At 65.3% G+C, this 15,184-nt stretch carries 13 protein-coding genes; 5 read left to right on the top strand and 8 right to left on the bottom strand.

What is annotated here, in order from left to right:
• The 6 genes from AC0SZ7_RS09610 to gloB form a co-directional block, all read right to left on the bottom strand.
• Complete coding sequence (locus tag AC0SZ7_RS09610) at window positions 1–1,074, bottom strand: microcin C ABC transporter permease YejB (protein WP_475504176.1); 1,074 nt, start codon at window positions 1,072–1,074, stop codon at window positions 1–3.
• Window position 1,075: 1 nt separating this feature from the next.
• On the bottom strand, window positions 1,076–2,914 hold the full coding sequence (locus AC0SZ7_RS09615) for an extracellular solute-binding protein (RefSeq protein ID WP_475504177.1): 1,839 nt from the start codon (window positions 2,912–2,914) through the stop codon (window positions 1,076–1,078).
• Window positions 2,911–4,737: an extracellular solute-binding protein gene (locus tag AC0SZ7_RS09620; RefSeq protein WP_475504373.1), complete on the bottom strand. Its 1,827-nt coding sequence runs from the start codon at window positions 4,735–4,737 to the stop codon at window positions 2,911–2,913. Before AC0SZ7_RS09620 ends, AC0SZ7_RS09615 begins: the two co-directional genes overlap by 4 nt.
• A gap of 70 nt (window positions 4,738–4,807) precedes the next feature.
• A complete protein-coding gene (locus tag AC0SZ7_RS09625) occupies window positions 4,808–5,038 on the bottom strand; it encodes a hypothetical protein (RefSeq protein ID WP_475504178.1) in 231 nt (76 codons plus the stop codon).
• 114 nt (window positions 5,039–5,152) lie between these two features.
• The gene (locus AC0SZ7_RS09630; RefSeq protein WP_475504179.1) at window positions 5,153–6,619 is read right to left on the bottom strand and encodes a transglycosylase SLT domain-containing protein; all 1,467 of its coding nucleotides are present in this window, start codon (window positions 6,617–6,619) and stop codon (window positions 5,153–5,155) included.
• Window positions 6,620–6,718: 99 nt separating this feature from the next.
• Window positions 6,719–7,498 (bottom strand): hydroxyacylglutathione hydrolase, encoded by a 780-nt coding sequence (gene gloB / locus AC0SZ7_RS09635; protein ID WP_475504180.1) that lies wholly within the window; start codon window positions 7,496–7,498, stop codon window positions 6,719–6,721.
• Between the two features lie 83 nt (window positions 7,499–7,581).
• Here gloB and AC0SZ7_RS09640 point away from each other — a divergent pair, with 83 nt between their 5' ends.
• Together AC0SZ7_RS09640 and rnhA are read left to right on the top strand one after the other, a co-directional pair.
• Window positions 7,582–8,340, top strand: a complete 759-nt coding sequence (locus AC0SZ7_RS09640; RefSeq protein WP_475504181.1) for a class I SAM-dependent methyltransferase — start codon at window positions 7,582–7,584, stop codon at window positions 8,338–8,340.
• A gap of 19 nt (window positions 8,341–8,359) precedes the next feature.
• Window positions 8,360–8,809, top strand: a complete 450-nt coding sequence (rnhA, locus tag AC0SZ7_RS09645) for a ribonuclease HI (RefSeq protein ID WP_158153797.1) — start codon at window positions 8,360–8,362, stop codon at window positions 8,807–8,809.
• Window positions 8,810–8,905: 96 nt separating this feature from the next.
• Here rnhA and AC0SZ7_RS09650 read toward each other — a convergent pair whose 3' ends face one another.
• Entirely contained in the window at window positions 8,906–10,078 is a 1,173-nt protein-coding gene (locus tag AC0SZ7_RS09650) for a MalY/PatB family protein (RefSeq protein ID WP_475504182.1), read from the bottom strand.
• 406 nt (window positions 10,079–10,484) lie between these two features.
• On the opposite strand from AC0SZ7_RS09650, the gene dnaQ reads away from it, so the two are divergent.
• The 3 genes from dnaQ to AC0SZ7_RS09665 all read left to right on the top strand — a co-directional run bounded on the left by dnaQ (window position 10,485) and on the right by AC0SZ7_RS09665 (window position 14,179).
• A complete protein-coding gene (gene dnaQ, locus AC0SZ7_RS09655) occupies window positions 10,485–11,243 on the top strand; it encodes a DNA polymerase III subunit epsilon (RefSeq protein ID WP_475504183.1) in 759 nt (252 codons plus the stop codon).
• A 135-nt stretch (window positions 11,244–11,378) separates the two neighbouring features.
• Complete coding sequence (locus AC0SZ7_RS09660) at window positions 11,379–13,634, top strand: Orn/Lys/Arg family decarboxylase (RefSeq protein ID WP_475504184.1); 2,256 nt, start codon at window positions 11,379–11,381, stop codon at window positions 13,632–13,634.
• Entirely contained in the window at window positions 13,631–14,179 is a 549-nt protein-coding gene (locus AC0SZ7_RS09665) for a GNAT family N-acetyltransferase (protein WP_475504185.1), read from the top strand. Before AC0SZ7_RS09660 ends, AC0SZ7_RS09665 begins: the two co-directional genes overlap by 4 nt.
• Before the next feature lie 42 nt (window positions 14,180–14,221).
• Here the strand turns inward: AC0SZ7_RS09665 and AC0SZ7_RS09670 are convergent, their stop codons facing one another.
• Window positions 14,222–15,136 (bottom strand): LysR family transcriptional regulator, encoded by a 915-nt coding sequence (locus AC0SZ7_RS09670; protein WP_475504186.1) that lies wholly within the window; start codon window positions 15,134–15,136, stop codon window positions 14,222–14,224.
• Window positions 15,137–15,184: the final 48 nt, after the last annotated feature.

Genomic DNA, 15,184 nt, shown 5'->3' on the forward strand with positions numbered 1-15,184 from the left:
TCAGTGCTCCCGGCGTTCGAAGTCGATGCGTGGGTCGACCAGGCTGTAGGTCAGGTCGCCGATCAGTTTCACCAGCAACCCCAGCAGGGTGAAGATGAACAGGGTGCCGAACACCACCGGGTAGTCGCGGTTCACCGCGGCCTCGAAACTCATCAGGCCGAGGCCGTCGAGCGAGAAGATCACCTCAACCAGCAAGGAACCGGTAAAGAAGATGCCGATGAACGCCGAGGGGAAACCGGCGATCACCAGCAGCATGGCGTTGCGGAACACGTGGCCGTACAGCACGCGGTTGTTGCTCAGGCCCTTGGCCTTGGCGGTGACCACGTACTGCTTGCCGATTTCGTCGAGGAAGCTGTTCTTGGTCAGGAAGGTCATGGTGGCGAAGTTGCCGATCACCAGGGCCGTCACCGGCAGCGCCAGGTGCCAGAAGTAGTCCAGCACCTTGCCGCCCAGGCTCAGCTGGTCGAAGTTGTTGGAGGTCAAGCCGCGCAGCGGGAACCAGTCCAGGTAACTGCCGCCGGCGAATACCACGATCAGCAATATGGCGAACAGAAACGCCGGAATGGCGTAGCCGACGATGATCGCCGAGCTGGTCCACACGTCGAAGTGGCTGCCATGGCGGGTGGCTTTGGCGATGCCCAGGGGGATGGACACCAGGTACATGATCAGCGTGCTCCACAGCCCCAGCGAGATGGAGACCGGCATCTTCTCCAGGATCAGGTCGGTGACCTTGGCGTCGCGGAAGAAGCTGGAGCCGAAGTCGAAGTGGGCGTAGTTCTTGATCATGATCCACAGGCGCTCGCCCGCAGGCTTGTCGAAGCCGTACTGCTGTTCGATCTCCTTGATCAGCGCCGGGTCCAGGCCTTGGGCACCGCGGTAGCTGGAGCCGCCCATGGACACTTCGGAGCCGCCGCCGCTGAAGCGGCTGGTGGCGCCTTCGAAGCCTTCCAGCTTGGCGATGGCCTGCTCTACCGGGCCGCCGGGGGCGGCCTGGATGATCAGGAAGTTGATGATGAGGATGCCGAACAGCGTCGGGATGATCAGCAGCAGGCGCTTGCAGATATAGGCCAGCATCTCAGCGCTCCTTGCCGGGCGAGTCGGTGTCGGTGGTGATGGGGATGGCCGGCTTGACGTCCGGTTTGGCCCACCAGGTCATGGTGCCGACGTCGTAGCGCGGCGACACGGCAGGGTGCCCCAGGTGGTTCCAGTAGGCCACGCGCCAGGTCTTGATGTGCCAGTTGGGCACCAGGTAGTAGTTGTTCAGCAGCACCCGGTCGAGGGCGTGGGAATGGGCGATCAGGCTCTTGCGGGTGTCGGCGTTGATCAGGCTTTCGGTGAGCTGGTCCACGGCCGGGTCCTTGATGCCCATGATGTTGTAGCTGCCGCTGCGGTCGGCGCTGCTCGACTCCCAGTACTCGCGCTGTTCGTTGCCCGGCGAGTCGGACTGCGGGAAGCTTGAGACCATCATGTCGAAGTCGCGGTTGCGCCGGCGGGTGACGTATTGCGAGGCATCGACGCGGCGCAGCACCAGTTCGATGCCCAGGTCGGCGAGGTTGCGCTTGTAGGGCAGCAGCACGCGTTCGAACTCGGGCTGGGCCAGCAGGAACTCGATGCTCACCGGCTTGCCGCTGGCGTCCACCATGCGGTCGTTGACCACGTGCCAGCCGGCTTCCAGCAGCAGTTTGTAGGCCTGGCGCTGTTGCTCGCGGATCATGCCGCTGCCGTCGGTGACCGGTTTTTTGAACGGCGTGGTGAACACCGCGTCGGGGACTTTGCCGCGCAGTGGTTCAAGGATTTTCAGTTCTTCGGCGTCGGGCAGGCCGGCTGAGGCCAGGTCGGAGTTTTCGAAGTAGCTGTCGGTACGGGTGTAGGCGCCGTTGAACAGCTGGCGGTTGCTCCATTCGAAGTCGAACAGCAAGCCCAGCGCCTGGCGCACGCGTACGTCCTGGAACAGCGGGCGGCGCAGGTTGAAGACAAAACCCTGCATGCCCACCGGGTTGCCGTTGGGCAGTTCTTCGCGGATCAGGCGTTTCTCGCGCACCGCCGGCACGTCATAGGCGGTGGCCCAGTTCTTCGCGGTCATTTCCAGCCAGTAGTCGAAGGCGCCGGCCTTCAGCGCTTCCAGGGCCACGTTGTTGTCGCGGTAGTAGTCGGTGGTCAGCACGTCGAAGTTGTACGAGCCGCGGTTGATGGGCAGGTCCTTGGCCCAGTAGTCCTTGACCCGCTCGTAGCGCACCGAGCGCCCGGCGTTTACCGCAGCCACTTTGTAGGGGCCGCTGCCCAGGGGGAATTCGAGGTTGGCGCGGCTGAAGTCGCGGGTGGCCCAGTAGTGCTTGGGCAGCACCGGCAGTTGGCCGAGGATCACCGGCAGCTCGCGGTTGTCGCGGGTCTTGAAGTCGAAGCGCACGTGCAGCGGGTCTTCGGCCTCCACCTTGGCGACGTCGGCGTAGTAGTTGCGGTACAGCGGCGAGCCGTCCTTCATCAGCAGGTTGAAGGTGAACACCACGTCTTCGGCGCGCATGGGCTGGCCGTCGTGGAAGCGCGCCTCGGGGCGCAGCGTGAAGCGTACCCAGCTGTTGTCCGGGGCCTTCTCGATGGTCTTGGCCACCAGGCCGTATTCGGTCAGCGGCTCGTCCAGGCTCTGCCGCGCCAGGGTGTCATAGATCAGGCCGATGTCGTCGGCGGGTACGCCCTTGCTGATGAATGGGTTGAGGCTGTCGAACCCGCCCGAGGCGGCGTTGCGAAAGGTGCCGCCCTTGGGCGCGTCGGGGTTCACGTAGTCAAAGTGCTGGAAACCGGCCGGGTACTTGGGGGCCTCGTTGTACAGGGTCACGGCGTGCTGCGGGGCGGCGCAGGCCAGCCCGCTCAGCAGCAGCCCGCAGGCGGCCGGCAACAGGGCGCGTAGGCGCGTCATGGGTGGGTCTCCACAGGCTTGAGCCACCACGTGTTAAGGCCCAGGGTGTAGGGCGGCGTGGTGACGAAAGCGAAACGGTTGCGATAGGCCAGACGATGGGCGTCCAGGTACCAATTGGGAATCATGTAGTGCTGGGACAGCAGCACGCGGTCCAGGGCGCGCGCGGCGGCCACCTGGTCATCGCGGCTGTGGGCGGCCAGCAGGTCGTCGAGCAGGTGGTCGACCACCGGGTTGGCGATGCCGGTGTAGTTCTTGCTGCCCTTGACCGTCGCCTGGCTGGAGTGGAAGTACTGCCACTGCTCGAGGCCGGGGCTGAGGGTCTGGTTGAGGGTCATCAGAATCATGTCGAAGTCGAATTGGTCCAGCCGCTGCTTATACTGGGCGCGGTCGACGGTGCGCAAGCGCGCATCGACGCCGATGCTGCGAAGGTTTTCGACATAAGGTTGCAGGATCCTTTCCAGCCCCGGGTTCACCAGCAGCAGCTCCAGGCGCAGCGGTTGCCCCTGGGCGTTCAGCAGGCGCTGGCCGTCGAGCTTCCAGCCGGCGTCGGCCAATAGACCCAGCGCCCGGCGCAGGGTTTCACGCTCGATGCCACGGCCTTGGGTATGGGGCACGCTGAACGGCTGGGTGAACAGCGTGGCGGGCAATTGCTGGCGGTACGGCGCCAGCAGCAGGAACTCCTTGCCGGCGGGCAGGCCGCTGGCGCTGAATTCGCTGTTGGGGTAGTAGCTGGTGGCGCGGCGGTAGGCACCGTTGAACAGCGCGCTGTTGGTCCATTCAAAATCCAGCAGCAGGCCCAGCGCCTCGCGCACCCGCACATCGCCGAAGGCTGGGCGCCGGGTGTTGAAGAACAGCCCCTGGGTCTGGGTGGGGATCTGGTGCTGGATTTGCGCCTTGATCACGTCGCCGCGCAGCACCGCCGGGTAGTTGTAGCCGTTGGCCCAGTTCTTTGCCTGGTGTTCCAGGTAGATGTCGAACTCGCCGGCCTTGAAGGCTTCGAAGGCCACGTCGTTGTCACGGTAGAACTCCACTTCCACCCGGTCGAAGTTGTACTTGCCACGGTTCACGGGTAAGTCCTGGCCCCACCAGTCCTTCACGCGCTGGAACACCAGGCGCCGCCCCGGCACCACTTGGGTAATGCGGTAGGGGCCGCTGGTGACCGGTGGTTCGAAGGTGGTGGCCTGGAAGTCGCGGCCTTGCCAGTAATGCTCGGGCAGCACCGGCAGTTCGCCCATGCGCAGGATCAGCAGCGGGTTGGCGCTGCGCTTGAACACGAAGCGGATGCGCTGCGGGCCGAGGATGTCCACGCGCTGCACTTCCTGCAGGCTGGTGCGGTACTGCGGGTGGCCTTGTTTGAGCAGGGTGCGGTAGGAAAAGGCCACGTCGCGGGCGGTAATGGGCGCGCCGTCGTTGAAGCGCGCCTCGGGGCGCAGGTTGAACACCACCCAGCTGCGGTCGTCGCTGTACTCGACGCTTTTGGCGATCAGGCCGTAGCTTGCGGTGGGCTCATCGCCCGACGGGTCGTACTGGCCGGTGCCGACCATCAGCGTTTCGTTCAGCTCGCTGACGCCGTACTGCATGAAGTTCGGCGTGCTGACCGGGCTGCTGCCCTTGAAGGTGTAGGGGTTGAGCGTGTCGAAGGTGCCGAACGCCATCACCCGCAAGGTGCCGCCTTTGGGCGCCTGGGCGTTGGTCCAGTCGAAATGGGTGAAGCTGGCCGGGTACTTGAGGGTGCCGAACTGGGCGTAGCCGTGGCTCTGGAATACCGTCGCGCCAGCGTGACAGCTCAGGACCAGGCCTAGTGAGAGCAGGAGCGAACGCATCAAGTCAGAGATCCGATTTATTACCGGTACAGTAACAGTTTGTCTCTGATTGAAGAAGAGTCCGCCAGGCTTACTCGGTGGCGGCTGGGGGTTGGGTAATGGCCTTGACCTTCGCTTCGATGTCCAGCCGCTCTTCCTGGCTGAGCACGCCGCGGTCCCACAGCTCCATGGCGGCGGACAGCACCCAGCCGTGGTAGAAGGCGCGGGACACGTCGCGGGTCTCGGCAGCCAGGGCTTCGAGCACGGCGTCGAGGTGGGCGAGTTTACGGGCTTTGAGCGCTTCAGGGGTTTCGGTGGTCATGACGATGCCTTGAATAATGTACGTAGCAGCTGCCGCCAGGCGGCGTCCGGCCCCGGCGCGATTCGTGGTGCCTGTGGACGCGGCCTGCGGCCGCTGCTACGGGGGGGCGGGATATCAGCGGTCGCGGTACACGACCAGGGTCTGGCCTGGCTTCAGCGCGCGTGCGGTGTTGGGGTTCCAGCGCTTGAGGTGGTTGACCTCGACGTTGAAGCGCTGGGCCACCACGTACAGCGAGTCACCCTTGCGGATCTTGTAGCGGGTGGCGACCTGGCCGCCCTTGCCACCCTTGCTGGTGCGTGCGCTGGCTACGGCGGTGGTCTTGCCACGGGCCTTGGTGGCCGGGCGGCTGTTGTCCTGCATCACCAGGGTCTGGCCGACCTTGAGGTGCATGCCCGACAGTTTGTTCCAGTGCTGCAGGTCTTTCACGTCAACCTTGTTGGCGCGGGCGATCAGCCCCAGGTTGTCGCCGCGCTTGACCTTGTAGGTGCGGCGGCGCGCCGGCATGTCCACGCGTGCCACGTCTTCGACGAGCTTGCGCTTGGGCGCCAGGGTCAGCAGTTCCTCGGGGCCCATCTTGGCCAGGCTCTCGGTCAGCAGGTGGGCCTTGGCGGTAGGCACCAGCAGGTGCTGGGGGCCGTCCACGGTGACGCGCTGCTTGAGGGCCGGGTTGAGCTGGAACAGCTCGTCCTCGTCGATGTTGGCCAGCGCCGCGACGCGGCCCAGGTCCATCTGCTGGTTGACCTCGACTACCTCGAAATACGGCTGGTTGGCGATCGGGTTGAGGTTCACGCCGTAGGCCTCGGGGGACATCACCAGCTCTGACAGCGCCAGCAGCTTGGGCACGTAGTCGCGGGTTTCCTGGGGCAGCGGCAGGTTCCAGTAGTCGGTGGGCAGGCCCAGCTTCTCGTTGCGTTCGATGGCGCGGCTGACCGTGCCTTCGCCGGCGTTGTAGGCGGCCAGGGCCAGCAGCCAGTCGCCGTTGAACATGTCGTGCAGGCGGCTGAGGTAGTCCAGTGCGGCGGCGGTGGACGCGGTGACGTCGCGGCGGCCATCGTAGAAGCGGGTCTGGCGCAGGTTGAAGTAACGGCCGGTGGAGGGGATGAACTGCCACAGCCCGCTGGCATCGCTGCGCGAATAGGCCATGGGGTTGTAGGCGCTTTCGATCACTGGCAGCAGGGCCAGCTCCAGCGGCATGTTGCGTTCTTCCAGGCGCTCGACAATGTAGTGCATGTACAGGCTGCCGCGGCCGCTGGCGTTTTCCAGGAAGGATGGGTTGCTGACGAACCACAGGCGCTGTTGCTCGACCCGCGGGTTGACGGCCACGCCATCCTGCAACTGGAAGCCCTGGCGCATGCGTTCCCACACGTCCTGGGGCGCTTGCTGCTGGGCTTGCTGGGCTTCGGGGAAAATCGGTTTCTGCTTGATGCGCGCGTTCAGGCTGTGCAGCCTGACGCTCTCGGCATCCGGAACCTGGCCCGTGCTTTGGCAGCCCGCCAGAATCACGGGCAGGGTCAGCGCGATGGCCTGTGCCAACCGCGTCAATGCGTCTGAATTGAAGGGCTTTCGAGTGTTGGACGACATTGGCTGGGAGGGTGATCCGGGCAAAAATGTCGGGCGATTCTAGAAACTGCCCACCCCCGGGTCAACCTTTCAGAATTTTTAGACGCAAGCGCAGAGGCTTTAGAACTTATCTTTCCATGCCCTTAGGGCAGCAAAAACGGCCACGGGAGAAGGGTTTACGACGCCTGCCCGTTCGTCTGCTTTTTTTCTGACGCCCGCTTCGTTGACGCGCAAAAACGGGTTTGTCTGCAGTTCCAGCGCAATCGAGGAGGGCAGGGTGATGCGATTTTGCTCGCGCAGGGCGGTAACGTCAGCGAAACGCTGGGCAAGCTGCGGGTTTTGCGGCTCTACCGCGCAGGCGAAGCGCAGGTTGCTGAGGGTATATTCGTGCGTGCAGTACACCTGCGTGGCGGCGGGCAAGGCGGCCAGGCGTTGGAGCGAATCATGCATCTGCGCAGGCGTGCCTTCGAACAGGCGGCCACAACCACCGGCGAACAGGGTGTCGCCACAGAACAGCAGCGGCGTTTGCGCTTGGGCGTGGTAATAGGCGATGTGCCCCAGGGTATGGCCTGGTACGGCCATCACGTCGAAGCCCAGGCCCAGCACTTCAATGCGGGCGCCATCGTCCAGGGCCACGTCGCGGGCCGGGATGTTTTCGTTCGCGGGGCCGTAGACCGTGGCGCCGGTGGCCTGCTTGAGCTCGGCCACGCCGCCGACGTGGTCGTGGTGGTGGTGGGTGACCAGGATGTCGCTCAACTGCCAGCCCGGGTGTGCGGCCAGCCACGCCAGCACCGGCGCGGCGTCGCCCGGGTCGACCACGGCGCAGCGCTTGCTTGCAGTGTCTTGTAACAACCACAGGTAGTTATCGGTGAAGGCTGGCAGTGCGTCGATCTGTATCATGGCGCGATTCGCTAAGCGTTGAATAATGGTGCATCTTAGAACCTGTTGGGGCTATTGGTGAACCTCTTCGATGGGAGAAGGCAATGACCGATAAAGCGTTTGCGCAGGCCGATCCGGAATGGCTGGAGTTGATCGGCCAGGCCAGGGACTGGTTCGAGGGCCCGCTGGGCCAGTTCCTGCTCAAGGAAGAGCAGGCGTTGCTTGAAGAAGAACTGGGGCGTTTCTTTGGTGGCTACCTGGTGCACTACGGCCCCAGCGCGCAGCTGCCGCCCCAGGCCCCGCAAGTGCAGCGCAACGTGCGCCTGGGCGCGCCGCTGCCGGGGGTGGAAATCGTCTGTGAAGAACAGGCCTGGCCGTTGAGCGAGCACGCCGCCGACGTGGTGGTGCTGCAGCACGGCCTGGACTTCAGCCTGTCGCCCCATGGGCTGCTGCGCGAGGCGGCCAGCGCCGTGCGCCCTGGCGGCCACTTGATCATCGTCGGTATCAACCCCTGGAGCGCCTGGGGGCTGCGCCGCGCTTTCGCCCACGACGCCTTGCGCAAGGCACGCTGCTTTCCCGCCTCGCGTGTGGGCGACTGGCTCAACCTGCTGGGCTTTGCGCTGGAGAAACGCCGGTTCGGGTGCTATCGTCCGCCGCTTGCGTCCCCCGCCTGGCAAGCACGCCTGGCCGGCTGGGAACGCCGCGCCGGGCGCTGGCAAAGTGCTGGCGGCGGCTTCTATATATTGGTCGCGCGCAAACTGGTGGTGGGCCTGCGCCCGCTGCGCCAGGTGCGTCGCGAACCCATGGGCAAGTTGATTCCGTTGCCGATGGCCAAGGTCAATCGACGCAACAGCGAACCCTGACATCGACGGATAGGTAGTAATGAGCGATAGCGTTGAAATCTTCACCGACGGCGCCTGCAAGGGCAACCCGGGCGTTGGTGGCTGGGGCGCCCTGCTGGTGTGCAAGGGCGTGGAAAAGGAACTGTGGGGCGGCGAGGCAGCCACCACCAACAACCGCATGGAGCTGATGGCTGCCATCCGCGGCCTGGAAGAACTCAAGCGCCCCTGCGAGGTGCTGCTGGTGACCGACTCCGAATACGTGATGAAGGGCATCAACGAGTGGATGGTCAACTGGAAGAAGCGCGGTTGGAAAACAGCTGCCAAGCAGCCGGTGAAGAACGCCGACCTGTGGCAACTGCTGGATGAGCAGGTGGGGCGCCACACCGTGACCTGGAAATGGGTGCGCGGCCATACGGGCCACCATGGCAACGAGCGGGCCGACCAGCTGGCGAACCGCGGGGTTGATGAGGTTCGCGCGCTCAAGCGCTGACGTGTAGCAGTTGTGGGAGCTGGCTTGCCAGCGAGTTTCTGGGGCGTCAAAAGCTCACTGGCAAGCCAGCTCCCACAGGATGTAGCCGCGGTTACATCAATTGCGGGCCTTCAGCGCCCGCTCCATCCGTGCAATCCCTTCCTCCAGCAATTCGCGCGGGCAACCGAAGTTCAGGCGCACGAACTGCCCACCCACCGCGTCATCGAAATCGGTGCCCGGGCTCAGCCCCACCTTGGCTTCCTTGAGGAAGAAGGCGTGCGGGTCGTTCAGCCCCAGCGCTGTGCAGTCCAGCCATGCCAGGTAGGTGCCCTGGGGCAGCGTCATGGTCACGCCCGGCAGGCGGGTGGCCACGGCGTTGGCCAGGTAGTCGCGGTTGGCTTGCAGGTAGGCGATCACCTCGGCCAGCCATGCGCCGCCGTGGTTGAACGCCGCCTCGGTGGCCACCAGGCCCAGGGTGCTGACGCTGTCGACCATGCCCAGCCGTGCGTTGTTGAAACGGTGGCGCAACGACGGGTTCTTGATCACCGCGAAGGCGTTCTTCATGCCGGCGATGTTGAACGCCTTGGTGGCCGACATCAGGGTGATGGTGCGCTGGGCGATGTCGTCGTTCAGGCTGGCGATCGGGATGTGCTTGCGCCCGTCGAACAGTATCTGCGCGTGGATCTCGTCGCTGATCAGCAGCGTGTCATGGGCTACGCAGGCGTCGGCGATGGCCTGCAGTTCGGCGCGTTCGAACACCTTGCCCAGCGGGTTGTGCGGGTTGCTGAGGATCATTGCCCCGGCCTGGCCCAAGGCCTGGTCCAGCGCCTTCAGGTCAGTGGGGTGCTGGCCATTGCTGTCCACGTGGAACGGCAGGTCGATGCGCGGCAGCTTCCAGTGCCCGGCGGCGTTCAATAACGGTCGGTAGTTGGGCGTCTGCACCACCACCCCGGCGCCGGGCGCCAGCAGGCCATTGAGCGCCATGTTCACCCCGCCTTCCACGCCGGGCAGGAACACCAGTTCCTCGGGTGCCACCTCCCAGTCGAACAGCTCGCGCAGGGCTTTGACCAGGGTGCCGCGCAGGCTGTCCTGGGCCACGCTGTAGCCCAGCATCGGGTGCATCAGGCGATCCTGCAGGGCCTGGACAATGCCCGGCGCCACGGCGAAATCCATGTCGGCTACCCACATGGGCAGCACGTCGGCGGGGAAGCGGCTCCACTTGGTGCTGCCGGTGTTGTGGCGGTCGTGGACGGTGTCCAGGTTGAATGTGTTGGCCACGCGGGTCTCCATGGGTTGGGCGGGCGAGGGCGCTAATATGCGGTATTTTTGCGGGTGCTGCACTTGTGGAGACGGCTATCGGCCTTGGGCGCCGCCTGGCGGCAGCTGCTACAAGCGCGTGTGCACCCCGCTGATCGCGTCGTTTGCATCGCGGCCGAGGCCGGCTCCTACCATGCACCGCGTAACGCGGTTTCTGTAGCAGCGGCCGCAGGCCGCGTCCAGGGCGCCGCGCTGTTCCGGGATGCGGCGGTGAACCCGGACGCCGCCTGCGGCAGCTGCTACGGGCGGGTGTGCACCCCGCTGATCGCGTCGTTTGCATCGCGGCCGAGGCAGGCTGTTACCACGCACCGCGTAGGAGCCGACTTATGCTAAAGTGCGCGGCTGTTCCCGCTGTTGAAATGACGAGAGTGTTGCACCCATGGCGACGAGATACGTAGTCCTCGATACCGAAACCACCGGCATGCCGGTCACCGATGGTCACCGGATCATCGAAATCGGTTGTGTCGAAGTCATCGGCCGGCGCCTGACCGGGCGCAATTTCCATGTCTATCTGCAGCCGGACCGCTCAAGCGACGAAGGCGCGATCGGGGTGCACGGCATCACCGACCAGTTCCTGGTGGGCAAGCCGCGTTTCGCCGAGGTGGCCGAGGAGTTCTTCGAGTTCATCAAGGGCGCCGAGCTGATCATCCACAACGCGGCGTTCGACGTTGGTTTCATCAACAACGAATTCGCCTTGATGGGCAGCCAGGACCGCGCGGACGTCACCACCTACTGCACGGTGCTCGACACCCTGGCCATGGCCCGTGAGCGCCACCCCGGCCAGCGCAACAGCCTCGACGCCCTGTGCAAGCGCTACGGGGTAGACAACTCGGGCCGTGAGCTGCACGGCGCATTGCTCGACTCCGAGATTCTGGCGGACGTGTACCTGGCCATGACCGGTGGCCAGACCAGCCTGTCGCTGGCGGGCAACTCCAGCGATGGCGCCGGCGACGGCTCGGGCAACCAGGGCAGCGAAATCCGCCGCCTGCCTGCCGACCGCCGCCATGCCCCGGTGATTCGCGCCAGCGAGGCCGAGCTGGCCGAGCACGAGGCGCGGCTGGCCATCATCGCCAAGTCGGCCGGCGCCCCGGCGCTGTGGAGCCAGCTGCTGGAAGCCGAGCAGGGCGCCCCGGCGTAATGGCGCTTCGCCCCTGAGTTGTTCAGGGGCGACCTTTTGTTACACACCCGCGCTGCCATGCCTGACACAGGCGCCCGCAAGCTTCTACCCTGAGACCATGGGCCGCCTTTTGCGGCCGTCTCGGGGCTGCCTGCGATGTACAAAGACCTGAAGTTTCCCGTGCTGATCGTGCACCGCGACGTCAAGGCCGACACCGTGGCCGGCGCGCGGGTGCGGGGCATTGCCCAGGAGCTGGAGCAGGAAGGCTTCAGCATCCTGCTGGCCACCGACGATGCCGAGGCAAGGCTGGTGGCGGCCACCCACCACGGCCTGGCCTGCATGCTGATAGCCGCCGAGGGCGCGGGCGAGCACACCCACCTGCTGAAGAACATGGTGACGCTGATTCGCCTGGCGCGGGTGCGCGCGCCCAACCTGCCGATCTTCGCCCTGGGTGAGCAGGTCACTCTGGAAAATGCTTCGGCCGATGCCCTGAGCGAGCTCAACCAGCTGCGCGGCATTCTTTACCTGTTCGAAGACACCGTGCCGTTCCTTGCTCGGCAAGTCGCCCGCGCCGCGCGCAATTACCTCGACGGCCTGCTGCCGCCGTTCTTCAAGGCGCTGGTGCAGCACACCGCGCAATCCAACTATTCCTGGCACACGCCCGGCCATGGCGGTGGCGTGGCCTACCGCAAGAGCCCGGTGGGGCAGGCGTTCCACCAGTTCTTCGGGGAAAACACCCTGCGCTCGGACCTGTCGGTGTCGGTGCCCGAGCTGGGCTCGCTGCTCGATCACACCGGGCCGCTGGCCGAGGCCGAGGCACGGGCAGCGCGCAACTTCGGCGCCGATCACACCTTTTTCGTCATCAACGGCACTTCCACCGCCAACAAGATCGTCTGGCACGCCACCGTCGCCCGCGGCGACCTGGTGCTGGTGGACCGCAATTGCCACAAGTCGGTGCTGCACGCCATTATCATGACCGGTGCCATACCGCTGTACCTGACGCCGGAGCGCAACGAGCTGGGTATCATCGGCCCCATCCCTCTCAGTGAGTTCAGCCCGGCCTCCATCCAGGCCAAGATCGCCGCCAACCCGCTGGCGCGCGGGCGGCCGCCCAAGGTCAAGCTGGCGGTGGTCACCAACTCCACCTACGACGGCCTGTGCTACAACGCCGAGCTGATCAAACACACTCTGGGCAGCAGCGTCGAGGTGCTGCATTTCGACGAGGCCTGGTACGCCTACGCAGCCTTCCATGAGTTTTTCGCCGGCCGCTATGGCATGGGTACTACCCGTGGCGAAGGCAGCCCGCTGGTGTTCAGCACCCATTCCACCCACAAGCTGATGGCGGCCTTCAGCCAGGCGTCGATGATCCACGTGCAGGACGGCGGCCTGCGGCAGCTGGACCGCGACCGCTTCAATGAAGCGTTCATGATGCATATTTCGACTTCGCCGCAGTACAGCATCATTGCCTCGCTGGACGTGGCTTCGGCAATGATGGAAGGCCCGGCCGGGCGCTCGCTGCTGCAGGAAATGTTCGACGAGGCCCTGAGCTTTCGCCGCGCGCTGGCCACCCTGCGGCAGTCCTTCGGCGAGGAAGACTGGTGGTTCAGCATCTGGCAACCGCCGGGGGTGGAAAGCGCGGGCCAGGTCACCACGGGCGACTGGCTGCTGGCACCGGACGCCGACTGGCACGGCTTCGGCGAAGTGGCCGAGGACTACGTGCTGCTGGACCCGATCAAGGTGACCCTGGTGATGCCCGGGTTGACCGCCTCGGGCGCCTTGAGCGACCGCGGTATTCCGGCAGCGGTGGTCAGTAAATTCCTCTGGGAGCGTGGGTTGGTGGTGGAGAAGACCGGCCTGTACTCGTTCCTGGTGCTGTTCTCCATGGGCATTACCAAGGGCAAGTGGAGCACGCTGCTCACCGAACTGCTGGAGTTCAAGCGCAGCTACGACGCCAACGCCGAGTTGGTGCAGTGCCTGCCCTGCGTGGCGCGCCTGGACCCGGTGCGCTACCAGGGTATGGGCCTGCGCGACCTGTGCGACCAGTTGCACGGCTGTTACCGCAGCAACGCCACGGCCAAGCACCTTAAACGCATGTACACCGCCTTGCCCGAGGCCGCCATGACCCCGGCCGACGCCTACGACGCGCTGGTGCGCGGTGAAGTGGAAGCGGTGCCCATAGACGAGTTGCCGGGGCGCATCGCAGCGGTCATGCTGGTGCCTTACCCGCCGGGCATTCCGCTGATCATGCCGGGGGAGCGCTTCAGCGAGTCGACCCGTTCGGTGATCGATTACCTGGCCTTCGCCCGCGCGTTCGACCAGGGCTTTCCCGGCTTTGTCGCCGACGTGCACGGCTTGCAACACGAACACGGCCCTTACACGGTCGATTGCATCAAGGAGACCGAGAAGTCATGAGTACGGTCAACCCGGCCATCGCCGTGCGCCTGGCAGACGACGCCTTCGCGCCCTACGTGCTGGACAGCGAATACGGTTTTGAGGTGCGCGGCTACGCCTGCCCGCAGATCGGCAAACCCGTGGCCCAGTGGCCGGTACACGCGGTGGCGCCTTACCAGAAGTGCTACGGCATCGACCCCGACGAATTCCGCAACTACCGCGACAAGGACGATAGCGCCATTTTCGTCGCCTGGCTGGACGGCCGCGCGGTGGGCCATGTAGTGGTCAGCACCAACTGGAACGGCCTGGCCCACGTTGATGAACTTGCGGTACACGCCCCGGCCCGCCGCCACGGCGTGGCCCGCGCGCTATTGGGTGTGGCGCAGTGGTGGGCGCGCAAGAAGCGCCTGCCGGGGATCATGCTGGAGACGCAGAACAACAACCTGGCGGCGTGCCGCCTGTATGAAGGGTTTGGCTTCGAACTGGGCGGTATCGACCACCTGCGCTACCGTGGCATCGACCCGCAGACCAGCGAGGTGGCGATGTTCTGGTATTTGATGTTTTAGGCCACCCTGTGGGAGCTGGCGTGCCAGCGAGCTGTTGAGGCCCTAAGAGCTCGCTGGCAAGCCAGCTCCCACAAGTATCGCCTGGGCTTTTTGCGTGACGATTTCCAGCAGTGCCCTCAACGCCGCGCTCGGCTCGCTGCCCTTGAGCGTCAGCGCGTACAAGGTCACCGGCACCGCCGGTGAAATCGGGCACACGTCCAGCCCGGCCTCGCGCGCACCCGCTGCGGTGAACGGGTCCACGACTGCCAGGCCTTCGCCGGCCTCGACCATGCTGCGCATCATCGAGTAGTTCTGCACCCGGGTCTGTACCTTCGGCGCCGGGCGCAGCGCTTCCAGCTTGGCGTCCAGCTTGAGGCTGAGCGGGTCGTGGCCCTCGAGGCCGATCATGGCCTGCCCGGCCAGCTCCTGAATGCCGATGTACTTGTGCTTGGGCGACAGCCAGCCGTGGGGCGCCAGCAGTTGCAGCTTGCCTTCGAGCAGCGCCGTGCAGTCGATGTCGGGGTGGTGCGGCGGGTGCAGGCTCAGGCCCAGGTCGCCTTCGCGCAGCAGCAGGCTGCGGACGATGCTGGTGGTGGGCTGGCTGAGCAATTGGCAGGGCGTGTCCTGGAAACGTCGGCGCAGGGCGGCCAGGCTTTGCGGTAGCAGGCGATGGGCCAGGGCTTCGGTGCAGATCACCCGCAGGGGTGTTTCCTGGTGCAGCCGCAGGTCGGCCGCCAGGCGGCGCAGTTGTTCCAGCGGGGCGTCCAGCAGGTCCAGGGTGGCGGCCAGTTTCAACGCTTCGGCGGTAGGCTGGAAACGCCCGCGCACCCGCGCGAACAGCAACAACCCGCTCTGGCTTTCGGCGTCCTGCAGGGTGGCGCTGATGGTGTCCTGGGGAAGTTGCAGCAGGTCGGCGGCAGCGCTGAGGCTACCGCCGTGCATGAGCGCCTGAATCACTTCAATGTGGCGTAGTCGCATGAGTGCAATCCGTGCCCGGTGAGGGGAGCCGGCAGGCTGGAGCAGCCA

It is taken from the genome of Pseudomonas sp. JC1203 (assembly GCF_056175065.1).